The organism is Marinobacter sp. CP1 (genome assembly GCF_001266795.1).
Classification (GTDB): Bacteria; Pseudomonadota; Gammaproteobacteria; order Pseudomonadales; family Oleiphilaceae; genus Marinobacter; species Marinobacter flavimaris.
In genome coordinates this window covers 3,759,668-3,782,054 of sequence record NZ_CP011929.1, presented here as the reverse complement: position 1 = coordinate 3,782,054, position 22,387 = coordinate 3,759,668, and the positions used below count along the sequence as shown (strand labels likewise).

At 58.6% G+C, this 22,387-nt stretch carries 21 protein-coding genes; 7 read left to right on the top strand and 14 right to left on the bottom strand.

Annotated features, from left to right (window positions below; all coding sequences use genetic code 11):
* Position 1: 1 nt before the first annotated feature.
* The 5 genes from ACP86_RS17375 to ACP86_RS17355 form a co-directional block, all read right to left on the bottom strand.
* Positions 2–1,630, bottom strand: coding sequence for a CTP synthase (locus ACP86_RS17375; protein WP_008172892.1), 1,629 nt, complete (start codon positions 1,628–1,630; stop codon positions 2–4).
* Between the two features lie 87 nt (positions 1,631–1,717).
* Positions 1,718–3,067, bottom strand: coding sequence for a tRNA lysidine(34) synthetase TilS (gene tilS / locus ACP86_RS17370; RefSeq protein WP_053114906.1), 1,350 nt, complete (start codon positions 3,065–3,067; stop codon positions 1,718–1,720).
* Positions 3,051–4,004: an acetyl-CoA carboxylase carboxyl transferase subunit alpha gene (gene accA, locus ACP86_RS17365; protein ID WP_008172897.1), complete on the bottom strand. Its 954-nt coding sequence runs from the start codon at positions 4,002–4,004 to the stop codon at positions 3,051–3,053. The genes tilS and accA overlap by 17 nt, the downstream gene beginning before the upstream one ends.
* Before the next feature lie 139 nt (positions 4,005–4,143).
* The gene (gene dnaE / locus ACP86_RS17360; RefSeq protein ID WP_053114905.1) at positions 4,144–7,626 is read right to left on the bottom strand and encodes a DNA polymerase III subunit alpha; all 3,483 of its coding nucleotides are present in this window, start codon (positions 7,624–7,626) and stop codon (positions 4,144–4,146) included.
* A 45-nt stretch (positions 7,627–7,671) separates the two neighbouring features.
* On the bottom strand, positions 7,672–8,139 hold the full coding sequence (locus ACP86_RS17355; protein WP_008172901.1) for a TlpA family protein disulfide reductase: 468 nt from the start codon (positions 8,137–8,139) through the stop codon (positions 7,672–7,674).
* Positions 8,140–8,207: 68 nt separating this feature from the next.
* On the opposite strand from ACP86_RS17355, the gene arsC reads away from it, so the two are divergent.
* Genes arsC through ACP86_RS17335 form a run of 4 tightly spaced genes read left to right on the top strand, consistent with a single transcriptional unit; the run spans position 8,208 to position 11,477 of the window.
* The gene (gene arsC / locus ACP86_RS17350; protein ID WP_008172904.1) at positions 8,208–8,561 is read left to right on the top strand and encodes an arsenate reductase (glutaredoxin); all 354 of its coding nucleotides are present in this window, start codon (positions 8,208–8,210) and stop codon (positions 8,559–8,561) included.
* Positions 8,562–8,604: 43 nt separating this feature from the next.
* Positions 8,605–9,210, top strand: coding sequence for an NAD(P)H:quinone oxidoreductase (gene wrbA / locus ACP86_RS17345; RefSeq protein WP_008172906.1), 606 nt, complete (start codon positions 8,605–8,607; stop codon positions 9,208–9,210).
* 57 nt (positions 9,211–9,267) lie between these two features.
* Positions 9,268–9,639, top strand: a complete 372-nt coding sequence (locus tag ACP86_RS17340) for a DUF2069 domain-containing protein (RefSeq protein ID WP_008172908.1) — start codon at positions 9,268–9,270, stop codon at positions 9,637–9,639.
* 20 nt (positions 9,640–9,659) lie between these two features.
* Positions 9,660–11,477: a GspE/PulE family protein gene (locus ACP86_RS17335; RefSeq protein ID WP_053114904.1), complete on the top strand. Its 1,818-nt coding sequence runs from the start codon at positions 9,660–9,662 to the stop codon at positions 11,475–11,477.
* A gap of 7 nt (positions 11,478–11,484) precedes the next feature.
* Here ACP86_RS17335 and ACP86_RS17330 read toward each other — a convergent pair whose 3' ends face one another.
* The 9 genes from ACP86_RS17330 to smrA all read right to left on the bottom strand — a co-directional run bounded on the left by ACP86_RS17330 (position 11,485) and on the right by smrA (position 19,095).
* Entirely contained in the window at positions 11,485–12,540 is a 1,056-nt protein-coding gene (locus ACP86_RS17330) for a DUF3080 domain-containing protein (RefSeq protein WP_053114903.1), read from the bottom strand.
* A 36-nt stretch (positions 12,541–12,576) separates the two neighbouring features.
* Positions 12,577–13,269 (bottom strand): acireductone synthase, encoded by a 693-nt coding sequence (gene mtnC, locus ACP86_RS17325; RefSeq protein ID WP_053114902.1) that lies wholly within the window; start codon positions 13,267–13,269, stop codon positions 12,577–12,579.
* Positions 13,266–13,826 carry a 1,2-dihydroxy-3-keto-5-methylthiopentene dioxygenase gene (locus ACP86_RS17320; protein ID WP_008172914.1) on the bottom strand — a complete coding sequence of 187 codons (561 nt, stop codon included), beginning with the start codon at positions 13,824–13,826 and terminating at the stop codon, positions 13,266–13,268. The genes mtnC and ACP86_RS17320 overlap by 4 nt, the downstream gene beginning before the upstream one ends.
* Positions 13,823–14,449 carry a methylthioribulose 1-phosphate dehydratase gene (locus ACP86_RS17315; RefSeq protein ID WP_053114901.1) on the bottom strand — a complete coding sequence of 209 codons (627 nt, stop codon included), beginning with the start codon at positions 14,447–14,449 and terminating at the stop codon, positions 13,823–13,825. The genes ACP86_RS17320 and ACP86_RS17315 overlap by 4 nt, the downstream gene beginning before the upstream one ends.
* Before the next feature lie 49 nt (positions 14,450–14,498).
* Positions 14,499–15,494, bottom strand: a complete 996-nt coding sequence (locus ACP86_RS17310; RefSeq protein WP_227507745.1) for an XdhC family protein — start codon at positions 15,492–15,494, stop codon at positions 14,499–14,501.
* Positions 15,487–17,691, bottom strand: a complete 2,205-nt coding sequence (locus ACP86_RS17305; RefSeq protein ID WP_053114900.1) for a xanthine dehydrogenase family protein molybdopterin-binding subunit — start codon at positions 17,689–17,691, stop codon at positions 15,487–15,489. Before ACP86_RS17305 ends, ACP86_RS17310 begins: the two co-directional genes overlap by 8 nt.
* 1 nt (position 17,692) lies before the next feature.
* Positions 17,693–18,178: a (2Fe-2S)-binding protein gene (locus ACP86_RS17300; protein ID WP_053114899.1), complete on the bottom strand. Its 486-nt coding sequence runs from the start codon at positions 18,176–18,178 to the stop codon at positions 17,693–17,695.
* Between the two features lie 80 nt (positions 18,179–18,258).
* Positions 18,259–18,450, bottom strand: coding sequence for a membrane lipoprotein lipid attachment site-containing protein (locus tag ACP86_RS17295; protein ID WP_008172919.1), 192 nt, complete (start codon positions 18,448–18,450; stop codon positions 18,259–18,261).
* 63 nt (positions 18,451–18,513) lie between these two features.
* The gene (gene smrA / locus ACP86_RS17290) at positions 18,514–19,095 is read right to left on the bottom strand and encodes a DNA endonuclease SmrA (RefSeq protein ID WP_008172920.1); all 582 of its coding nucleotides are present in this window, start codon (positions 19,093–19,095) and stop codon (positions 18,514–18,516) included.
* A 170-nt stretch (positions 19,096–19,265) separates the two neighbouring features.
* Between smrA and ACP86_RS17285 the strand changes: the two genes are divergently transcribed.
* The 3 genes from ACP86_RS17285 to ACP86_RS17275 all read left to right on the top strand — a co-directional run bounded on the left by ACP86_RS17285 (position 19,266) and on the right by ACP86_RS17275 (position 22,386).
* Positions 19,266–21,182: a putative nucleotidyltransferase substrate binding domain-containing protein gene (locus tag ACP86_RS17285; protein ID WP_014576697.1), complete on the top strand. Its 1,917-nt coding sequence runs from the start codon at positions 19,266–19,268 to the stop codon at positions 21,180–21,182.
* 16 nt (positions 21,183–21,198) lie between these two features.
* Positions 21,199–21,906, top strand: a complete 708-nt coding sequence (locus tag ACP86_RS17280) for a PolC-type DNA polymerase III (protein ID WP_008172922.1) — start codon at positions 21,199–21,201, stop codon at positions 21,904–21,906.
* 213 nt (positions 21,907–22,119) lie between these two features.
* Positions 22,120–22,386 (top strand): DUF4212 domain-containing protein, encoded by a 267-nt coding sequence (locus ACP86_RS17275; RefSeq protein WP_008172923.1) that lies wholly within the window; start codon positions 22,120–22,122, stop codon positions 22,384–22,386.
* Position 22,387 lies beyond the last annotated feature (1 nt).

Below are 22,387 nucleotides of genomic sequence, written 5' to 3'. Positions count from 1 at the left end.
CTCAGGATCCTTTCTTGCAGGCCAGTGCTGCCTCAACAAAGCCTTTGAACAACGGGTGGCCGTCCCTGGGCGTGGAAGTAAATTCCGGATGGAACTGACAGGCGACAAACCAGGGATGATCCGGCGCTTCAACCACTTCGACCAGACGACCATCGGTCGAACGACCTGAGATCTGAAGACCGGCCTCTTCCAACTTTGGCAGGAAGTGGTTGTTGACCTCGTAACGATGGCGATGACGCTCGCGAATGGTTTTCTTGCCATAGCAGTTGGCAATGGTGGAACCTTCGGTAAGCACGCAATCCTGGGCGCCGAGACGCATGGTCCCGCCAAGATCAGATTCTTCCGTACGCTCTTCGCGCTCTCCGGTGGAATCCAGCCATTCGGTGATCAGGCCCACCACCGGCTCCGGCGTGTGCTCGCGGAATTCTGTGCTATGAGCGTCGGTCAGGCCGGCCACGTTCCGCGCGTATTCAATTACAGCAACCTGCATACCCAGGCAGATGCCAAGGTAAGGCACCTTGTTCTCACGGGCATACTGAACCGTGCGGATCTTGCCTTCCACGCCGCGCTCACCGAAACCGCCCGGCACCAGAATCGCGTCGGCACTGGCCAGCGCACCGGTGCCATCACGCTCGATGTCTTCGGAATCGATGTAGTTGATATTGACCTTGGTGCGGGTCTTGATGCCGGCGTGCAGCAGGGATTCGATCAGCGACTTGTACGCGTCGAGAAGCTCCATGTACTTGCCAACCATGGCAATGGTCACTTCCTGCTCGGGATTCATCAGTGATTCAACAACGTTGTCCCACTCACTGAGGTCCGCAGGACGTGCATCCAGGCCGAATCGTTCGATAACGAGCTGATCCAGGCCATGCTCATAGAGCATGCGAGGAATGGCGTAAATGGATTTGGCATCCTGGAGAGGAATAACGGCCCGCTCTTCGACGTTGGTGAACAGGGCAATCTTGCGACGTGAACTGGCGTCCACCTCGTGCTCGGAGCGGCACAGCAGGATATCCGGCTGCAGGCCGATAGAGCGCATTTCCTTGACCGAGTGCTGGGTGGGCTTGGTCTTGATCTCACCCGCAGTGGCAATGTACGGAACCAGGGTCAGGTGCATGAAAAGTGCACGCTGGGGACCGACTTCAACCTTCAGTTGGCGGCAGGCTTCTAGGAACGGCAGGGATTCAATATCGCCTACCGTGCCACCAATCTCGATCAGCGCTACGTCGGCGCCAGCAGCACCTTCAACGACCCGGCGCTTGATCTCGTCAGTGATGTGGGGGATTACCTGCACAGTTCCCCCCAGGTAGTCGCCACGGCGCTCCTTGCGGATTACTTCCTCGTACACCCGACCGGTGGTGAAGTTGTTGCGCTTGCTCATCGGGGAGCGGATGAAGCGCTCGTAGTGGCCCAGATCGAGGTCTGTTTCCGCGCCATCCTCGGTGACAAAAACCTCACCGTGCTGGAACGGGCTCATGGTGCCGGGGTCCACGTTGATGTACGGGTCCAGCTTGAGAATAGTGACCTTCAGGCCGCGTGCCTCGAGGATCGCAGCCAGAGAGGCTGATGCGATACCTTTCCCCAAGGAGGACACGACACCGCCGGTGACGAAAATATAACGCGTCATGCAGATTCCGTGATTGTCTGGTTCGGTGAAGGAGGGAGATTGTCATCTCAAGATGGGACGCCAGACTACCAGAAAGGCCCCATTGACTCAATCACATTCCCGCTCTATGACCAGCCGCCAACCGGCGGCATGGGCGCCTCCCGAGTATTGTTCAGAACACCATAAATCGCCAATGGCAATGAGCTCTGCTGCGCCCTCTGAACCCGCGAAAACCAGCGGCAGACGGGCCCTTTCCCAGGGTGGAACGCCGACTTCCTGCAGCCATTTCTTGAGCGAACGGGACGGCCCATCGGGACGGAAACGGACCCGCTCGCCACCCTGCCTCGTAAATATCCGTATTGGCGGCAACGACTGTTCCGGGGTAACGACAGATTCCAACCTGAGGGACCACTCTCCCCACGCCACGCCCTCCCCCGGCTCGAGATCGACCGGAGCGTCCGGTAAAGGGCCGCGGTCGGGAACCAGGCAAAGATCACCCTGGAAACGTCGCAGACTGAAACCGTCGGACCGGAACTCCGGCTCCCGATCCTCTGCGGCAAACAGCAGGTCCCGAATGACCTGCTGCCAGTCACCAGGGGTGGGCGCATGAAACCCGCGTTCCCGTGCCCACCAACGGACCAGATTCTTCTGCTCCGCCAGAGGCAGTGTTTTCAGGCCATCAACGGGGAGACGGTCCCGGTCGCCGCCGATTGCCTGCCACTGCAAAGCGGCCAGTTTGCGGTTCAGCGCTTCGCTCTCGCCACAGGATTCCGCCGTGTGCCGCAGCCTGCGATTCAACCCCGGCCAGCGATCCCGCAAGAGCGGCAACACAGTGTGACGGAGGAAATTCCGGTCAAATCGCTGGTCGGTATTGCTGGGGTCATCAACCCATGACAGGCCAGCGACCCTGGCCCAGCGCTCGAGTTCGGCCCTCTCAAACGCGAGCAGGGGCCGGACGAGGGTCGCGGCGCCCAGCTCACGACTGGCCGGCATGCCCGCCAGCCCGGCCAAACCGCTGCCCCTGAGCATCCGGAACAGAACGGTTTCCGCCTGGTCATCCCCATGGTGAGCCATCAAGACCAGGTCGCCCTTCCCGACCAGCGCCTCGAGGGCGGCATAGCGAGCCTTGCGGGCAGCTTCCTCTATACCCGCACCCGAGCTACGACCACCATCGACGGTTACCCGCTCAACCACAAGCGGCACGCCAAGTCGCTCACATTCACCGCGACAAAACGACTCGGTATCCGATGCATTGGGTTGAAGCTGATGATTGATATGGATCGCCCGGACAGCGCCGGAACAGCCATGGCAGTGGGCTGCCAGGTGCAATAACAGGGTGGAATCGAGGCCACCGCTCAGGGCGACCCAAAGACGGGCGTGATCGGGGAGTTCTCTGACCGGGGCACACAGGGCCTCCGGCCAGTGGAATCCGGAACCGGGCTCAGCGCCCGGTGTCATAGCGGGTCAGCCGCTCGTAGCGGCGGGATACCAGCTCATCCAGTGGCAGGCGGCTGAGCTCAGCGACGCCTTTCGCCAGAACCTCTTTGAGGGATTCCGACATTTTTTCAGGGTTGCGGTGAGCACCGCCGAGGGGCTCGGTTACCACGTTATCCGCCAGCCCCAGATCTTTAAGCCGGTCAGCCGTAACACCCATGGCCTCCGCCGCCTGGGCAGCGTATTCGGCACTTTTCCAGAGGATCGACGCACAGCCCTCTGGGGAAATCACCGCGTAGGTGGAATACTGCAGCATGTTCAGCTGGTCACAGACACCGATGGCCAGCGCGCCACCGGAACCGCCCTCACCGATCACCGTGGAGATAATGGGTGTCTTGAGGCGGGACATCACGGCCAGGTTGAAGGCAATGGCCTCACTCTGCCCACGCTCTTCCGCACCAATGCCGGGATAGGCACCCGGCGTGTCGATGAACGTGAGAATGGGCATCTTGAACCGCTCGGCCATTTCCATCAGGCGCAGGGCCTTGCGATAGCCCTCAGGGCGCGGCATACCAAAGTTGCGCTTTACCTTGTCCCGCACTTCCCGGCCCTTCTGGTGACCAATCACCATTACCGGCTTGTCGTCCAGCCGGGCAGTACCCCCTACGATCGCCAGGTCGTCTGCATAACGGCGATCGCCGTGCAGTTCATCGAAATCCTCAAACATGGATTCGATGTAGTCCAGGGTGTAGGGCCTGCGGGGATGGCGAGCCAGTCGGGCAACGTCCCAGGGTTTGAGATCGGAGAAAATGCTCTCTGTGAGGCTGACGCTCTTTTTCTTCAGCCGGGTGATCTCGTCGGTGATATTGATGTCGGTGTCATTGCCAACCATCCGAAGCTCTTCAATCTTGGCTTCCAGGTCGGCGATTGGCTGTTCGAAATCCAGATAGTTAGGGTTCATGATGTTCCATCATTTTTTGCCAGGCGGGAAAATGCTCCGCCAAACCAGAATTTACACAAAGATAGCAGCGCCCGGTCAGTGGCTAAAGCGGACATTGGTATGAGTCCGCTATCTGACAAACTTTTAATTTTCAGCTTACTCAATCATAGACCAGTTCTACCGACTGGTCGCCTACGAGGTAACGGAGCTCCAGTAGCAGGTTGTCATCCGGCTGCACCCGCCAGGATTCACCCAGCTCGATCCGGGTGGACGCCTCGGGGCTGCTGTACTCAATCCAGACCGGACTGCCATCACAGCGGAACGGCCTCAGGGTGGTGTCCAGTTTCTCCAGCAGTCCGTTCTGCAGCTGATCGGCGTGCAGGTTGAGCTTCAACCCACGGCTAAACTGCTGACGAGCGCTCGCGACATCCATCACCGAGCTCACCCGCATCTTCATCTGGCCGGAATAGTCGTCGTGGCTCACCTGACCTTCCACCACAATCACCTGGTCAGATTGCAACAGCTCCCGATTTTCAAAGAAGGCTTCCGAGAACAGGGTCGCCTCTATCCGCGCGCTCCTGTCATCCAGCGTAATGAAACACATGGTGGAACCGGTGCGGGTTTTCATGGTGCGCTGGGCAACCACCAACCCGGCGACGCGCTGGGGTGACTTGTTCGGCTTCAGATCGGCGATGGAGGACCGGACAAACCGCCGAACCTCTTTCTCGTATTCATCAAACGGGTGGCCGGTGAGGTAAAGCCCCAGGGTATCTTTCTCCCCTTTCAGCCGCTGTTTTTCGGGCCACTCGCGCATGCCGGCCACGTCCTCGTAGGGATCGCCACCATCACCGGCCTCGAGCATTTCGCCGAACATATCCATCATGCCGACGGACTCGTTACGGGATTGCTGGCCGGCCTGCTGCACGGCCTTATCGATGCTGGCCATCAACTGAGCCCGGCTGGCGCCAAGCTTGTCCATGGCGCCGCACCGGATCAGCGCTTCCATGGCGCGCTTGTTGACCTTTTTCAGGTCAATGCGTCGGCAAAAATCGAAAATATCCTGATAGGGCTCGCCATCGCCACGACCTTCCACGATGCTCTGAATCGGGCCCTCGCCCAGGCCTTTGATAGCACCGAGGCCATACACAATCTGGCCTTCGTCGTTGACGGTAAAGGTGTATTCCGAACGGCTGACGTCTGGCACCAGAAGATCCAGTTTCATGTTCCGGCACTCTTCTACCAGCGTGACCACCTTGTCGGTGTTCTGCATATCGGCAGTCAGTACCGCGGCCATGAATTCTGCCGGGTAATGGGCTTTCAGCCAGAGTGTCTGGTAGGACACCAGTGCATAGGCGGCGGAGTGGGATTTGTTGAAGCCGTAGCCGGCAAACTTCTCTACCAGGTCAAAGATGTTTTCGGCCAGGGTCGTGTTGATCCCGTTCTGCTCACAGCCATCCAGGAAAAACTGCTTCTGCTTGGCCATTTCCTCGGGCTTTTTCTTACCCATGGCGCGCCGCAGCATGTCCGCATTACCAAGGGTATAACCGGCCATCACCTGGGCGATCTGCATGACCTGCTCCTGGTACAGGATAACCCCGTAGGTGGGCTCCAGAACCGGCTTCAGGCCTTCATACTGGTAATCCGGATGCGGGAAGGACATGGGTTGGCGGCCGTGCTTACGGTCGATAAAGTCGTCCACCATGCCCGATTGCAGCGGCCCCGGCCGGAACAGGGCCACGAGGGCGATCATGTCTTCCAGTGAGTCTGGCTGCAGACGGCGAATCAGGTCCTTCATGCCCCGGGATTCCAGCTGAAACACCGCCGTGGTTTCCGCTTTCTTGAGCATGTCGAACGAGGGCACGTCATCCAGCGGAATCTCGTTGATGTCGAGCGGCTGCATGCCCTTCTTTTCCCGGCGTGGATTGATCATGTTCAGCGCCCACTTGATGATCGTGAGCGTCCGCAGGCCCAGGAAGTCGAACTTCACCAGCCCGGCGTCTTCCACGTCGCCCTTGTCGAACTGGGTCACCAGGCTTCCGCCCTCGTCGTCGCAGTACAGGGGCGAAAAATCGGTGATCTTGGTGGGCGCGATCACCACGCCGCCGGCGTGTTTACCGGCGTTCCTGCACACCCCCTCGAGCTTCAGGGCCATTTCCCAGATTTCCTGGGCTTCCTCGTCGTTCTCAAGAAACTCGACCAGCTGTGGCTCCTGCTCCAGAGCCTTCTCAAGGGTCATGCCCGGCTCGAACGGAATCATTTTAGACAGCTTGTCGGCCAAGCCGTAGGATTTGCCCTGGACCCGGGCAACATCCCGCACAACCGCCTTCGCGGCCATGGTGCCGAAGGTAATAATCTGCGACACCGCCTCTCGTCCGTATTTCTGGGCGGTGTATTCGATCACCCGGTCCCGGCCCTCCATGCAGAAGTCGACGTCAAAGTCGGGCATGGAAACCCGTTCCGGGTTCAGGAACCGCTCGAACAGCAAGTCATACTCTAGTGGATCCAGGTCAGTAATCAGCTGGGCGTAGGCCACCAGCGAGCCGGCACCGGAACCCCGGCCTGGCCCCACGGGCACACCGTTGTTCTTGGCCCACTTGATGAAGTCCATCACGATCAGGAAGTAGCCCGGGAACCCCATCTGGATGATGATATCCAGCTCGAAGTTCAGGCGCTTGTAGTAGGCCTCGCGTTTGGCATCGTATTCCGGATCGTCCTTGCTGAGGGTCTTGGCCAGCCGCTCTTCCAGCCCCTCCTCGGAGACCTTCCGGAAATAGTCGTCCATGGTCATGCCATCGGGAATCGGGTAATTGGGCAGGAAATACTCACCCATCCGAACCTTCACCGAGCAGCGCCGGGCAATCTCCACGGTGTTCTCGATTGCTTCTGGAATGTCGCTGAACAGCTCGATCATCTCATCGGCGCTGCGCAGGTACTGCTGGTCACTGAAGCGGCGATCACGGCGCGGATCATCCAGGGTACGACTCTCACCGATACAGACCCTGGCCTCGTGAGCCTCAAAGTCTTCCGCCTCCAGGAAGTGCACATCGTTAGTGGCAACCACCGGAAGGCCAAGAGCACCGGCCAGCTCAACACTCAGGTGCAGGCAGTCTTCGTCTCCTGGACGACCGGTGCGCTGTAACTCGAGGTAGTAGCTATCCGGGTACAAATCCATCCAGTAACGGGCGCGCTCGCGGGCCAATTCCGTTTTGCCCGCCATCAAAGCCTTGCCCACATCGCCCATTCTCGAACCAGAGAGCGCAATCAAACCGTTCGGCCGAGCCTCAAGCCATTTGCGCTGGATGATCGGCTTGCCAAACCGCTGCCCCTCGGTATACCCCAGGGAAATGATTTCGGTGAGGTTGAGATAACCGTCGTTATCTCGCGCCAACAGCGTGATGCGGAACGGATTCTCGGGCTCGTCGGGATTTTCCAGCCACAGATCGGCGCCAATGATGGGTTTGACGCCCGCGCCCATGGCCGCCTTGTAAAAGCGAACCAGCGAGCACATGTTGGATTGCTCGGTAAGGCCAACAGCCGGCATGCCCAGCTCGGCAACGCGCTTTATCAGCGGTTTAACCCTGACCAGGCCATCCACCATGGAGTATTCGGAATGGACGCGGAGGTGTACAAAAGTCTGCGACATAACGTCAGGTTATTCCTGCTGTGTAATTCAGTTGGGGCGGCCGGCTCAACCGCCGATCACGGCCCGGAGTTCTTCTTCGGTCTGGGGTCCAAAACGGGTCTCGACCAGATCGCCGCCCGGATTAACCAGAAAAGTGGCAGGCAGCGCGACCGGTAACTTCCAGCCGAACCCCGGCCCTGGATCGTCCGCCAGCATGGTAAATTCAATCCCCATACGCTCGCCCAGTTCGACCAATGCGTCGCCCCGCACCCCATCAAAATTGACGGCTAGTACGGTAATGTCGGGCGCCTTGTCCAGCTCATTGAGCTCGGGAATTTCTTCGAGGCACGGTTTGCACCATTCCGCCCAGTAGTTAACCAACACCCACTGGCCGCGCAAGGTGTCCCAGTTCAGTTTTGTGCCTTCTGCCCGCTCAAGCTCGATTTTCTGGCAGCCGGACATCGCCAGAATGAGCAGCGCCACGGCCAGAACATGCAGGCCGGAACGCCTACGGACAGAATCAGGGTACTGCACTGGAAAACCTCCTGTTAGACTACCGGCCACAGAAATCGTGGACTCCATTCAGACAATCAGGCACGAAGATGACAGAACCCACCCGGATTTTCCACAACCCTCGCTGCTCGAAATCCCGCCAAACCCTTGAACTGCTTACCGAACGGGGAATTGAGCCAGAGATTATACGCTACCTGGAAACACCACCGACAGAGCAGGAGCTCAAGGATATCCTGAACGCACTGGATCTTCGCCCCCGCGAACTGATGCGCACGAAAGAAAAAGAGTATAAAGAACAGGGCCTGAACAGCCCCGACCTGAGCGACGAACAACTCATCGCCGCGATGGTAGCAACACCGAAACTGATTGAACGACCGATTGTGACCGCCAACGGCAAAGCAGCACTTGGCCGGCCACCGGAAAACGTTCTCTCGATCCTGTAACGCCCAACAATCTCCTCCAGCCAGATCAGAAGGATCTCTGAAGATGTCCGATCAATTGCCCTATGTTCTCGTGCTATTTTACAGCCGCACAGGCCAGACTGCGGAGCTGGCCAGCCAGATTGGTCGTGGCGTGGCCCGGGTAACAGGCATGGAAGCGAGGTTGCGGGCGGTACCGCCGGTTTCACCGGACACGGAAGCGTCCCTGCCCGCAGTTCCGGACTCTGGAGCGCCTTACGCCAGCAAATCCGATCTCGCAAATTGCGCCGGTCTGGCCATCGGCAGCCCCACCCGCTTTGGCAACATGGCAGCGCCCCTGAAGCATTTCCTCGACACGACCGGCGACCTCTGGCTGAGCGGAACCCTGGAAGGCAAACCGGCGGGCGCGTTTACCTCTACCGGCAGCCTCCATGGCGGGCAGGAAACGACTCTCATGACCATGATGATGCCGCTGCTGCATCATGGCATGGTGGTCTGTGGTCTCCCCTACTCGGAGAAGAGTCTCGGCGAAACGGACACCGGTGGCACACCCTACGGCCCTACCCACTGGGCCGGAACCGGCGAACAGCAACCCCTGAGCACGCATGAGAAAGCCCTGTGCCAGGCCTTCGGCGAACGTCTGGCGCGACTGGCGCTGAAACTCGCTGACTGATACGCGACCGGGCGCAGGACGTACTTTGCTTTACACTTACCGACTCCGGAACACACTATGCTGAACAACCCGAAGGCCCGCATCACTGTGCGGGCGACGATCGCCCTTTACATCGGCGTGCTTGCCACCCTGCTGATTACCACGTTCTACCCGGCTCCCGTCGAGGGTGTTTCAATACCCCTGATGCTGGCGGTGAAACTGGTCCCGCTTCTGCCCTTTGCGGTCACGGTCTTTCGCGGTCACAATCGGGGCTATATCTGGATGTCCTTCGTGGTGATCTTCTACTTCACTCAGGCCGTTGTTTCGGCATGGCTGAGCGAAGGCGCCCCGGGGCCGGTCATTTTGACGGTACTGACCTTCCTGTTGTTCACTGTTGCCATGATTCACCTGAAGGTGAACCGGCCGGTGGCAGACGGAAACACACCCTGAAGACCTGGAACTGACCCTCTATGGCTGACACAAGCAACTCCGGAACGGTGCAGCGGCCACCCGCGCCGCCCAGAAGTACCCTGACCCTGAGAGATGTTTGCACCGCGCTTGTTACCAGCGGGGAAATCAGCCAGGAAGACGCAGAGCGGGTGTTGTCGGCCAACCTGGGCGCGGCAACCGGCGACGGACAGAAAGGCAGGCGCCACCCGCTGGAACTGGTGGCGATTGCCGCGCTGACCAGCCAGAAGAGCGGTCGTACCCTGGATCTGGATCGGCTGACTCACTGGCTGGCCGACTGGGCGGGGCAACCCTATTACCATATTGATCCCCTCAAGATCGACACACCCGCCATTGCCCGGGTGATGTCTTACGCCTTTGCGCAGCGCCATGGCATCCTGGCCGTTGAGATCGGCGCCGATGAGGTGCTGATCGCCAGCGCAGAACCTTTCAAGAGCGATTGGGTGCAGAACCTTCAACAGGCCGTTCGCAAGGATATCCGGCGCGTTGTCGCCAATCCCGAGGATATCCGCCGGTACACCGTGGAGTTCTACCAGCTCGCCAATTCCGTCAGCAAGGCCAGCGGCAGCCAGGGCCCGGGTGTTGCCGGCAACCAGAATTTCGAGCAGCTGCTCGATCTTGGCGCCAGCGAACATCCGGACGCCAATGACCAGCACGTCGTCAAGATTGTCGATTGGTTGCTCCAGTACGCCTTCGACCAGCGCGCCTCGGATATTCACATAGAGCCCCGCCGCACGGTCACCCAGGTCCGGTTCCGGATCGACGGCGTTCTGCACAACGTTTATGAGTTCCCCGAGCATGTGGGCGTGGCGGTGACCAGTCGCCTCAAGATCCTCGGTCGCCTGAATGTGGCGGAAAAACGCCGCCCCCAGGACGGTCGTATCAAGACCCGCAAACCCGACAACCGGGAGGTGGAACTGCGTCTGGCCACCATGCCGACTGCCTTTGGCGAAAAGATGGTCATGCGGATCTTTGATCCAGACGTGCTTTTGAAGTCCTACGAGCAACTGGGATTCGGCAAGGAAGACCGCCAGCGCTGGCAGGAAATCACATCCCGCCCACACGGCATCGTCCTTGTCACCGGGCCCACTGGTTCCGGCAAGACCACGACCCTGTATTCGACCCTGAAACAGATTGCATCGCCCGAGCTAAACGTCTGCACCATCGAGGATCCCATCGAAATGGTGGAGCCGGCGTTCAACCAGATGCAGGTTCAGACCAATATCGACCTGACCTTTGCAGCCGGCGTAAGGGCGCTGCTGCGTCAGGACCCGGATATCATCATGATCGGCGAGATCCGCGACCTGGAAACGGCGGAAATGGCCGTGCAGGCTGCCCTGACAGGCCACCTGGTGCTATCGACCCTGCATACCAATGACGCCCCGAGTGCGATCACCCGAATGATGGAACTGGGCATTCCGCCTTACCTGATTCGGGCAACGGTACTGGGCGTGATGGCACAACGGCTTGCCCGAACTCTGTGCCCCCATTGCAAGGCGCCCGGGCCCGCGGACGAACAGGCGTGGCAGACCCTCACCCGGCCCTGGAAAGCGCCGGTTCCAAAGCAGTTCTATCAGCCCGTGGGTTGCCTGGAATGCCGGAACACAGGGTATCTTGGCCGCGCAGGGGTTTATGAAATTATGACGCTGTCTGGCGCATTGCTACGACAGATCACCGATCATTGCGAGCTGGAGCAGCTCAGGCTGGATGCCTACAAGGAAGGCATGAAATCCCTGCGCTTGAGTGGTGCACAGAAAGTGGCCGCCGGCCAGACAACGGTGGAAGAGATTCTGAGGGTGACGCCGGAAAGCCAGCGCTGAATGAGGGTCAGGCTCCCGGGCGCAATCCGCACTGGCCCAGTAATTCCTGCCAGGCTTTGGTGTGGGCCATCATGGCCACGTCCAGTTCCCGCCACAGGCTGGCCTCGGCGCTCTGTGAGAGATGCCGCTCATACCAGCCGGCGAAACTTTCTGGCATGACCGCCCGCTGCATTTCCGCCAACTGCTCGAACGGCTCGATGAGCGCCACCCGTCCCTGGGTCACAGTGCTCATATAGGGTTGGATCTTTTCGATATAAACACTGAAAAACATACTCTGAACAATATCCGACTGGTTGTTCGGCTGGCCGTTAATACACAGAGGCTTGCCCTCAATTCTCTGCCTGAGCAATGCCGTCCCGTCCTTCAGCCTTGCAGTCAGAAGAAGCGCGCTGTTGATCAACTGACCGGCGCGGTATTCTGCCTGCCAGCGCTGATGAACGTCGCCGGCAAAGTCGAGGGAAACCGCCAGATCTTCAGAGTACAAACGGGCCACTGCTGCGTTCAGGCTGTCGATATCAAGGGCGAGATCAGACACCGGATTGCCCTCTGGCGCGACGGGATAGTCACCCTTGGCCAGGGTAAACAGTTTTTCGATTTCTTCGACGCCCCAGGTGGCATTCCAGATAGCAATGGGCAGGGATTCAAGCTTGCTGTCGATACCACCGGCAAGCTCTTCGGCAAATTCTTCATCTTCTATATCCGGCAGACAGTCCCTGGCCGCTTCGATAAACCGGATTTCATAACGAAGGCGGTTCAGGGGCTGCATAACCCGCCCCATCACCGAGTTTTTCTCACCAACAACGTACTGGAGTTCACAGCCGTAGAGCGATAGAAAATCGAGCATTCCCATGTCCAGTTCGGGCATGGTCAGCACACGGTCACGGCGGCGGGGAAGCTGGCTGGCGGAGGGAATGTCAGAAAACTCGGGATCGGCTTCCAACACGCGGGCCACCCGCTCCACATACTCGTCCATCATGGGACGCGCATCCGAGAACGGGTCGCAACCGGCAATAAGCACGGCGAGAACCGGCGCAAAGATTCTGCAAATTCCGGTCCCGGGCATTCATTCCTCCTGCGATGGCGTTAAAAAGCCCTGGGCCTAGCGCTTTTGCAGCAGGGTATCGACCTCCGCAAAATCACTGGCAACGAAACGTTCGGTTTCCGGCAGATCTCCCTCGCGAACAAGCCAGGCAGTTTGCATGCCGGCTTCCTCGGCTGCCTCCAGTTCAGCTTCCACATCAGACAGGAACAGCACCGTGCAGGCCTCGACGCCCAACTCAGACAGAATATTCCGGTATGAAACGGTCTCTTTCTTGCCACCGATACGGGTATCGAAATAGCCCGAGAAAAACGGCGTAAAATCGCCTTCCGTGGTAAAACCGAAAATCAGCTTCTGGGCTTTCACCGAACCTGATGAATATACGAACAAACGCAGCCCCCGATCATGCCAGCGTTGAAGGTAGTCGGCTGCGTCAGCATAGATGTGACCTTTCAGCTCTCCCTGCTGATATCCCTGCTCCCAGACCATGCCCTGCAGCGTCTTAAGAGAGGTTTCCTTGCGGTCTTCCCTGATCCAGGTTTCAAGCACTTGGATCAGCCCTTCGACATCCTCACGCGCAACGCCTGAAACCTCGGCCACTGCGTCCAGTTGCTCAGACACAGCCGGGCTGTCCTGATGCTGTTCACGGACAAAACGCGGCAGGTGCTCGCTGGCATAGGGAAACAGGACATCGTGCACAAACGAAATAGAGCTGGTGGTGCCTTCGATATCCGTGAGCACAACCCGGATCATTCGGCCGCTCCTGCCAGCGCCTCATAGCGAGGCAGGCGACCGGCGATGTCTTCACCGGTAAAGTCCGCCACCCAGCCCTCGGGGTTGGTGAACAGGCGAATGCAGGTAAACGCAGGCTCCGGGCCCATATCAAACCAGTGACGAGTGCCATCGGGCACACTGATCAGATCGTTTTTCTGGCACAGCACGGCGAAAACCTCGTTGCCGAAGTGCAGGTAAAACAGGCCCTGGCCACGGACAAAGAAACGAACTTCGTCTTCACTGTGGGTGTGCTCATCCAGAAACTTTTGCCGGAACGCGTCTTTCTGCGGATTGTCCGGGTTCAGGCTGATCACATCCGCGGTCTGAAAACCACATTCGTGCTTCAGTTTCGAGACTTCCTCGCTGTAGGCCTCAAGGATGTCTTCCTGGGATGCGTCAGCCGGCAGATCTTTCGTTGGCCACTGCTCATAGCGCACACCGTGGCGGGCCAGAAGCTCCCGTATTTCTTCAGGATTCCCGGTCACTTTGCGTGCCTTTTCGGGCTGGCTCTGGTCGAAAATACTCAGGGTAGTCATGGGCGAACCCTCATGGTTTCAAGCTCACATTCAAACAGGAATTCAAAGGCCTCGACATGGCGCAGGCAATCGGCCATGGTTTTGCCCCAGGTGTACAGGCCATGGCCACGAATCAGGTAGCCTGGCTGTTCCGGATGCTCCCGGAACCATTCGCGAGTTTGCTCCGCCAACGCGTCGATGTCCTGGGTGTTGTCGAACACCGGAACCGTCAGGACTGATTCGTGGGTCTCAACGCCGGTAAACGCCTTCTGCAGCTCATAGCCTTCCAGCGCCAGTGGCTGGCCGGGCTCAAGCAGACGACTGAGCACCGTTGCCTTCACCGAGTGGGTATGCAGAACCGCGCCCACCTCGGGAAAGACCTCATACAGCACCGTATGCAGCCTTGTTTCTGCAGAGGAGCGACAGTCGCTCTGTACCGGCCGGCCGGCCAGATCGACCACCATGACATCACCCGCCCCCAGCTGCCCCTTGTGACGGCCTGAAACAGTAATGGCGATGTGTTCGGCATCGATGCGGGCAGAATAGTTACTGCTGGTTGCGGGCGACCAACCCTGCTGGTACAGGAATCGACCGGCTTGCACAATCGCATCCGCGGCGACGGCGTATCGGGTTACATCAAACACGAGTTCTCTCCCGGGTTTCAGAGCGCTTGGGACACTCCCATGGGCGCCATTATAGGGACGAACCAGCTCCTCGCAAATGATGCCGTGCGGCAATCAGATCGGCGACAATGGAGACAGCAATTTCTGCCGGTGTCTTGCTCGGAATATCAACACCAATGGGAGCTCGCAGGCGTTCGAGTGCCTCTTTTTCAAGCCCCAGAGATGCCAATCGTTCCCGCCGGGCTTCCGAAGTTCTTTTCGACCCCATTGCGCCTATGTAAAAGGCACTGGAGTGAAGAGCTGCAAGCAACCCCATATCGTCGATGCGCGGATCATGGGCGAGGGCCAGAATACCGGACCAGGCGTCGCCAAACTGTGTCGAAATCAGATCATCGGGCAGGCGCCGGTCCAGGGGAATCCCTTCAAAACTCCAGCCGGCGGCGAAGGCCTCCCTCGGCTCACAGAGGGTGACAGCAAAATCCGCCGCGGTCGCGAATTCAAAAACGTAACGGGCGACTTCGCCCGCACCGATCAGCAACAGCCGGCACTCGGGCTGCAAAGCATGAAGAAGCTGTTCACCGTCGAAGTGGACCGCGTTACCGGCCCGGGAGACAGAATGCTCCAGCGTCGGAGCCCCGTTTATCGGCACGCGACGAACCACCGGTTCGCGATCGCGCAAGGCAGCCGCCAATGCCTGAACGTGATCGAGACCCATCTGGCCCCGGAAGGGTTCAATCAGAAGCCGTATCCGGCCACCGCAAGGCAGCTGGAAATGATCCCGGTCATCATCGGTGATTCCATAATCAACGAAAACCGGATGTTCCGGCCCGTCTTCCGCTGTGCGCCGGAGCAGATCCTCTTCCAGACAGCCACCGGACACCGACCCGCTCCAGTGACCGGATTCTGCAATCGCCAGCCAGGAGCCGACCGGACGCGGCGAGGAGCCCCAGGTGTCCACTATGGTGCAAAGCCAGGCTCTCTGACCTTCCGCCAGCCAGTGAGACATTCTGTCTAATACGGTCTGGTGGCCAGTAGCGACCGAATAGGCGACGCTTGAATCAGGCATTGGCTCTCAATGGCAGGCTACGCTGCCGCTTTCCATTGAGCGCAAACAGGGCATTACCCAGGGCCGGGATCACCGGCGGCACGCCAGGCTCGCCGACTCCGGTCGGCGACTCGCTGCTTGCAACAATATCCACCAATACCTCAGGACGCTCGTACTGCCTCATTAGGGGGTAGTCGTGGAAATTGCTCTGCTGGACCTCGCCATTCTCCAGCGTGATTTCTCCATAAAGTGCCGCGGTCAGCCCAAACAGGATACCGCCCTCGATCTGGTCCTCCACGATACGGGGGTTAACGACCTGGCCGCAGTCCACCGAACAGGTGACCTTGTATACCCGGATCGCACCATTCTCGACTCCGGCTTCCACCACCTGGGCAACGTACGTTCCGAAACTCCGGAACAGGGCGAGCCCCCGGGCCCGCCCTTCTGGCACAGGCGACTGCCAGTCGGCCAGCCTGGCAACCCGGTCAAGCACTTCAAGGTGCCTCGGCTCGTGGGCAATAAGGCGACGACGGAACTGGTAAGGATCCTCACCTGCCTCATGGGCAAGTTCGTCCATGAAAGTTTCGACGGCAAACCCGTTGTGGGAAAAACCTACCGAACGCCACCAGGTAATCGGAATGCCGGGATCGGTGTGGGTATGACGGATATCAACGTTGGACACCCGGTACGGATACTCGATGGCACCCTCGATTGCGGAGAAATCCTTCGGCGTCACAATGCCTTCGGCCATCAGGCCGACACTGCCCAAAGTGTCGTACATGAACTTTGGAGCCCACGGATACTGGGCAGGCGCCGCATTGCGGACATACCAGTCCAGGATCTGAGGACCAACAATCTGGTGATGCCAGCCTGTCAGCTCGCTGCCCGCGAAGCTGGCTTTCATACGGTGCAGCATGGCAGGGCGATAGAGATCGTGACGGGTGTCCTCTTCACGGGACCAGATGACCTTAACCGGCCGTCCGACCCGATAGGCCACTGCCGCCGCTTCTTCGATATAGTCCTGAGTCAGTCGACGGCCAAAACCGCCGCCGAGAAAGGTCGTATTGATAGTGATATCGTCGGGGCCAAGATTGGTCACCCGGGCTGCTGCTATCCGGCCAAGGTCCGGCGCCTGTGTAGGGGCCCACACCTCCATGCCGTCCTCTCGGTACCAGGCCGTGGCATTCATGGGCTCCAATGTCGCGTGGGCCAGGTAGGGCTGGGCATATTCCGCTTCCACCACCCGGTCGCCCTCCTCCATGGCACTGGCAAAACTGCCCTCACTACGCTCGGACTCTCCGGGATCGTCATCGGCGGCGGCGCGGTAGGAGTCGAACACGTCGCCCGTAGACAGAGACACGGCATCCGAAAAATCCCAGTCTATCTTGAGCGCGTCCTGAGCCTTCCGGGCACGCCAGTATTTGTCGGCAACAACGGCCACGCCACGCTCGATCTCAAAAACATCAAGCACACCCGTCATTGCACGGACCTGATCAGCGTTGAAGTCCCGAACGCGGCCGCCGCGTCGGGGAGAGCGTGAAACAACGCCGTACACCATGTCCGGAAGATCGACATCAATCCCGTAAACTGCGGTTCCCGTGGACTTCGCCCGGGCATCGAGTTTGCCTCGCTGCTTGCCAATGTATTTCCATTCGCTCTGCGGCTTGAGCGCTATGTCACCACGCAGCACTTCTTTGGCGGCCAACTCAACCAACTGGCCATAGGCCATGGAGTCGATACCGTTCGGGTGCACCACCCTGCCTTCACTGGCGCGACATTCGGTTGCTTCGACGTTCCATACACGTGCTGCCGCCATAACCAGCATTTGCCGGGCTTCCGCTCCGGCCGTTCGAAGCGGCTCCCAACTGGTCGCAACACTGGTGCTACCGCCTGTCAGTTGCAGCTTGTACAGAGGATTTCGATACTCCGGCGCCACAGGTGCAAAGCGTGGGGTGATCCGCTCCGGCTGGATTTCCAGCTCTTCGGCAATCAAAGTGGTCAACCCGGTGTAAGTTCCTTGCCCCATTTCGACCCGGGCCAGGGTGAAGAAGACTTCATCATCGGCAGTCAGTTCCAGCCAGGCATCGGGACGCCATTCGCCCGTGTCCGGCTCATACCCCGTCTGGATTCCCGCGCAGCCCGGCAACGTTATTGAAACCATGAGGCTCCCGGAGGCCCCGGCACTGACCTTGAGGAAATTTCGTCGATTCATCGCCATGTTATGCGGCCCCTCCCTGAGCGCCGTCTGACGTATCAGCGACGACGGATTCCACGGCTGCAATGATCCGCGAGTAGGTGCCGCATCGGCAAAGATTGCCTGTCATGGCCGCAACAATTTCCTCACGTGAAGGCGCCGGATTGCTGGCCAGAAGGTGGGCCGCACTCATGATCTGGCCCGACTGGCAGTAGCCGCATTGAGGAACGCCGTGTTCTATCCAGGCATCCTGCAGTGCATGAAGACGACTTCCCTCCCCCAGGCCTTCAATCGTAACCACATCACCACCCGCGGCCATTTCGACCGGTGTCGAGCAGGAGCGCACAGGCTGCCCGTTCAGGTGAACTGTGCAGGCACCACAGAGGCCCGCGCCGCAACCGAATTTAGTTCCCTTGAGCCCCAGCTCATCACGCAATACCCATAGAAGAGGCGTATCCCCTTCAATGTTCAGCGACCGCTCGTCGCCATTGACTGTCAGGCTCACGGCCATCCCAACCCTCTCCTTTACCTGTCTCCGGTGTTGTTTCCGGATTTATTATTGTCGCTACCCCTATGGCAGATACCAGAGTCCTATCTGACGACTTCTTCGCCATCCTTGTTAACCCAGATCTTGCGTTCGCCGGACTCCATCTTGCCGTTTGAGTCCCAGACCTCCCGATCCGTTGTGGCCTCTTCAACCTTGCCGTTGTCGTTCCAGATAACTCGATCCTTACAGCCCGCCAGTGCCAGTACGGCGAATACAACCAATACAGCTTTTTTCACGACGATAACCTCCGTTCAGCCGCCACCGCGGCTCGTGTTAAGGAATACCTGGGATTGGCAGCCCTAACGGCTGCCGTGGAGTTCACGATTATGCTGCTTATCCCGGTCACTCTTTCGCACCATGACATAAACAGCCCCCGTACCACCATGGTGTTTCTGGGCCGAATGAAAGGCCAGGACATCGTCCAGCTCCGGCAACCATTTGGCGAGGTAGCTTTTCAACTGGGCGATACCATCAGGATTACGCTCGCCCTTGCCATGAAGAATGATGACCGACCGCAGGCCATAGCGCACGCAATCACCGATGAACCTGAAGACTTCGCGACGGGACTGCTCAACGGTCATACGGTGCAGATCAAGGCGCGCTTCGATCGGATACTGGCCCAGCCGGAGCTTTCGAAATACGCCGTGCTGGATGCCTGGCCGCTGCCAGCTCAGGATATCGTGGGCCGTAAGCGGCTCTACCATGTCGGAAGTCAGGGGATTGGTGTCCCGCGCGGGCTTTTCAACAGCCGCCCGCTGACGTTCCAGATGACCTGGCGTCAGTTCCCGGGGCGTTGTCACCTCGGCCCGGTTGGGCTTGCGGATACGCCGGACGTCTTTCATTTCCTCAAGGAAGCTGAGGCGCTCTTCTTTGGTAGTCATGGCGTTACAATTAATGACCTGTTTCAGAGACCGACTTTACCACCTGGGTAACCGGCCTTAAAGAAAACTGATCTATGTCAGACTTATTGCGACCAAAATCGTAGGGCAACAGATGCTTTGGCTACACTACACTTCAGACGGACAATAATAACCAGCGAGTGACGACGGACATGGCCTCAGCGCACCAGGAAAATGACCGCCCGCAGAACATCCGCGCCATCATGACGTTTTTGCGGGAACACGCGCCTTTCTCCAGCATGGATGACTCCCATCTTGCGCATTTCGCGGAGAACGCCTCCATCCAGTTCTACGCCGATGGCGATATCGTGCTGTCTCCGGATCAGGATGTCGTTAAACGATTTTACGTGGTCAAACAGGGGCGGATTCGTGGCGAGCGCCACAACGACAAAGAAGACCGCACGGAAACGACCTTCGAGATCAGCCAAGGCGAGTGCTTTCCCCTCGCCGCCATGATCGGCGAACGGCCAACCAGAACCCTGCATCGGGCAGACGGCGACACCTTCTGCCTCAGCATCGGGCAGACAGCGTTCGTTACACTCTTTGCTGAAAGCGAACCTTTCCGGGATTTTTGCCTGCGGGGCGTCAGCAGCCTGCTCGATCAGGTGAACCGGCGCATACAGTCAAGTGCCATGGCCTCAATCGGGTCCAGCACGTCCCTCGATACGCCACTTGAACGCTATGCCCTGCGCAATCCGATTGTCTGCTCGCCCGATCTGCCGGTGCGTAAAGCCGTGGCCCGAATGCACGAAAACAACGTCGGCAGCATTATCGTTACCGATGAAAACCGTATCCCGACCGGCATTTTCACACTGCGGGACCTTCGCACCATGATCGCCGAGGGCACCGGCCCCCTGGATACACCCATACAGCAGGTAATGACCAAGAATCCCTGCTGCCTTCCCTCCCATGCGGATGCGTTCGAAGCTGCCATGCTGATGGCGGAGCATCATTTTGCGCATCTTTGCGTCATCGACGATGACCGTAAACTGATTGGCGTGGTTTCGGAACGAGACCTGTTCTCCCTGCAGCGCGTGGACCTGGTAAACCTTGCCCGCACCATTGGCACGGCCACCCACCTGCGCACCCTGGTCAGCCTGCGAACAGACGTATCACGCCTGGTGGATGCGATGCTCGCCCACGGCGCCGACTCCGGGCAGGTGGTCAAGATCATCACCACGCTCAATGATGTAACCGTCCGACGGGTCCTGGAACTGAACATCAAGAAGAACGACCCGGGCATTCCCTTCACCTGGCTGACGTTTGGCAGCGAGGGCCGCCAGGAGCAGACCCTGCTGACCGACCAGGACAACGGCATACTGTTCCAGACGCCGGAAGGGATGACCGCCGAACAGGTCCGGGAAAAGCTGTTGCCCTTTGCGCGAAAGGTAAACGACGAACTGGCCGAATGCGGCTTCACCCTGTGCAAGGGCAACATCATGGCCAGCAACCCGAAACTCTGCTTGAGTGACAAGGAGTGGGACGACTGGTTTATCCGGTTCATTGATGCCTCCACGCCCCAGAACCTGGTGTATTCCTCAATTTTTCTTGATATGAGGGCTATCTACGGTCCAACCGAGCCGCTGAACGATCTTCTGGACAAGATCCTCACGCGGATCCGGAAAAACGCCCTGTTCCAGAAAATGCTTGCCGGGAACGCGTTTCAGCGGAAGCCGCCGCTCACCATGTTCCGCAATTTCCGCTATATATCCGAGGGCAACAAGCACTCACTGGACCTCAAGCGTCAGGGCCTGGCGCCGTTTGTTGAGGCAGTGCGGGTTTTCGCCCTGGCGAATGGCGTTGAGACAGCGAACACGCTGGAGCGCATGGATGAGCTGGCGAAAAAGGGCGTCTTCGATCCGAAAGATGCCAACGCCTGGAAGGAAGGTTATAGCCTGATCCAGGCGATCCGCATGCGGGCCCACCAGGAAATGCTGGCAAAGGGAGAGGAGCTCACCAACTACATCGATCCCGACGATCTGAACCCACTCGACCGTCGAATCCTGCGGGAATCTTTCAGGCAGGCGCAGCGGTTGCAACAGAAACTCGAAGTTACCTACCAACTCTGACCTTCAGGCGCGAGACATGCTGGAACAGATCAAACAATGGATTGAGCATCGCCGGGGCGGAAAAATCGGCAGCCACGATCCTGGCAATCTGCCCAACCCGAAAACGCCGGGAGAACAGTTGCTTACGGACTGCCGTCTGATCGTGCTGGATCTTGAAACCACGGGACTGAACCCCTCCAAGGACGAGGTGATCGCTATCGGGGCCGTCGCCATCCGCGGCGGCATTATCCATCTGGGCGACCAGTTCGACCTGATCCTCAGGCGTCCGGAGCTCGACATCCGCGAAACCGTGCTCATTCACGGGATCGGGCCCGAGGCGCTGACCCAGGGGCACGAAATCGAGGATGCCCTTCTCTATCTTCTTGAGTGGATGAACGGCGACCCGATCCTGGCCTACCACTCGGCGTTCGATCAGAAATTTCTGGAAAAGACCCTGAAGGCGCAGCTTGGCTATACCCAGCCTCATACCTGGATGGACGTGGCCGACCTGATGCCTGCATTTTTTCCAAACACCAAGACCGGTGGCAAAGGACTCGACAACTGGGCCGATTATTTCGGCCTTGAAGTCAGCGAACGTCACCACGCCGCTTCCGATGCTCTCGCTACAGCCGAGCTTACCCTGGTCGCACTTAATAAGGCGCGGTCGGAAGGGGTAAAAACACTCAAAGGGCTTTACGACAAGCTCCATTATCATCGGCGCCTGCAAAACATGCATCGTTTCTGAATCGATGCCTGGCGGAACATCGCATTTATAGACCGACGTCACGCCAAATTACTGAGAATTAGACCTTTTGCCAATATCTATAAATCGCTTGACCAGTAAAGTCAGTAGGGACAACTAGTCGGAGAAGTACTTATATGAATAATAAATTCTCTAACAGAAGTGCCTCACCAAAAACCCACCCAACCTCCACAACAACAAAACAGGAGTGATCCTATGTCAGCAGGTCATAGCTACGATGCTGAAGCGTACTGGAAGGCGAATCTGCGCCTGATATTCGGGAGCCTGATAGTCTGGGCCCTGGTGTCTTACGGCTTTGCAATTCTGCTCCGTCCGATGCTTGCCGGTATTCCGATTGGTGGTACTGATCTGGGCTTCTGGTTTGCCCAGCAAGGTTCCATCCTCACGTTCATCGCTCTGATCTTCCACTACGCGTGGCGCATGAACAAGATCGATGAAAAATTCGGCGTGCACGAGGAGTAAG

What these genes read in the sequence shown, in the direction of transcription:
- ACP86_RS17375 (WP_008172892.1), bottom strand. Translation starts at nt 1,630, where the DNA reads ATGACGCGTTATATTTTCGTCACCGGCGGTGTCGTGTCCTCCTTGGGG.
- tilS (WP_053114906.1), bottom strand. Translation starts at nt 3,067, where the DNA reads ATGACACCGGGCGCTGAGCCCGGTTCCGGATTCCACTGGCCGGAGGCC.
- accA (WP_008172897.1), bottom strand. Translation starts at nt 4,004, where the DNA reads ATGAACCCTAACTATCTGGATTTCGAACAGCCAATCGCCGACCTGGAA.
- dnaE (WP_053114905.1), bottom strand. Translation starts at nt 7,626, where the DNA reads ATGTCGCAGACTTTTGTACACCTCCGCGTCCATTCCGAATACTCCATG.
- arsC (WP_008172904.1), top strand. Translation starts at nt 8,208, where the DNA reads ATGACAGAACCCACCCGGATTTTCCACAACCCTCGCTGCTCGAAATCC.
- wrbA (WP_008172906.1), top strand. Translation starts at nt 8,605, where the DNA reads ATGTCCGATCAATTGCCCTATGTTCTCGTGCTATTTTACAGCCGCACA.
- ACP86_RS17340 (WP_008172908.1), top strand. Translation starts at nt 9,268, where the DNA reads ATGCTGAACAACCCGAAGGCCCGCATCACTGTGCGGGCGACGATCGCC.
- ACP86_RS17335 (WP_053114904.1), top strand. Translation starts at nt 9,660, where the DNA reads ATGGCTGACACAAGCAACTCCGGAACGGTGCAGCGGCCACCCGCGCCG.
- ACP86_RS17330 (WP_053114903.1), bottom strand. Translation starts at nt 12,540, where the DNA reads ATGCCCGGGACCGGAATTTGCAGAATCTTTGCGCCGGTTCTCGCCGTG.
- mtnC (WP_053114902.1), bottom strand. Translation starts at nt 13,269, where the DNA reads ATGATCCGGGTTGTGCTCACGGATATCGAAGGCACCACCAGCTCTATT.
- ACP86_RS17320 (WP_008172914.1), bottom strand. Translation starts at nt 13,826, where the DNA reads ATGACTACCCTGAGTATTTTCGACCAGAGCCAGCCCGAAAAGGCACGC.
- ACP86_RS17310 (WP_227507745.1), bottom strand. Translation starts at nt 15,494, where the DNA reads ATGCCTGATTCAAGCGTCGCCTATTCGGTCGCTACTGGCCACCAGACC.
- ACP86_RS17305 (WP_053114900.1), bottom strand. Translation starts at nt 17,691, where the DNA reads ATGGCGATGAATCGACGAAATTTCCTCAAGGTCAGTGCCGGGGCCTCC.
- ACP86_RS17300 (WP_053114899.1), bottom strand. Translation starts at nt 18,178, where the DNA reads ATGGCCGTGAGCCTGACAGTCAATGGCGACGAGCGGTCGCTGAACATT.
- smrA (WP_008172920.1), bottom strand. Translation starts at nt 19,095, where the DNA reads ATGACTACCAAAGAAGAGCGCCTCAGCTTCCTTGAGGAAATGAAAGAC.
- ACP86_RS17285 (WP_014576697.1), top strand. Translation starts at nt 19,266, where the DNA reads ATGGCCTCAGCGCACCAGGAAAATGACCGCCCGCAGAACATCCGCGCC.
- ACP86_RS17280 (WP_008172922.1), top strand. Translation starts at nt 21,199, where the DNA reads ATGCTGGAACAGATCAAACAATGGATTGAGCATCGCCGGGGCGGAAAA.
- ACP86_RS17275 (WP_008172923.1), top strand. Translation starts at nt 22,120, where the DNA reads ATGTCAGCAGGTCATAGCTACGATGCTGAAGCGTACTGGAAGGCGAAT.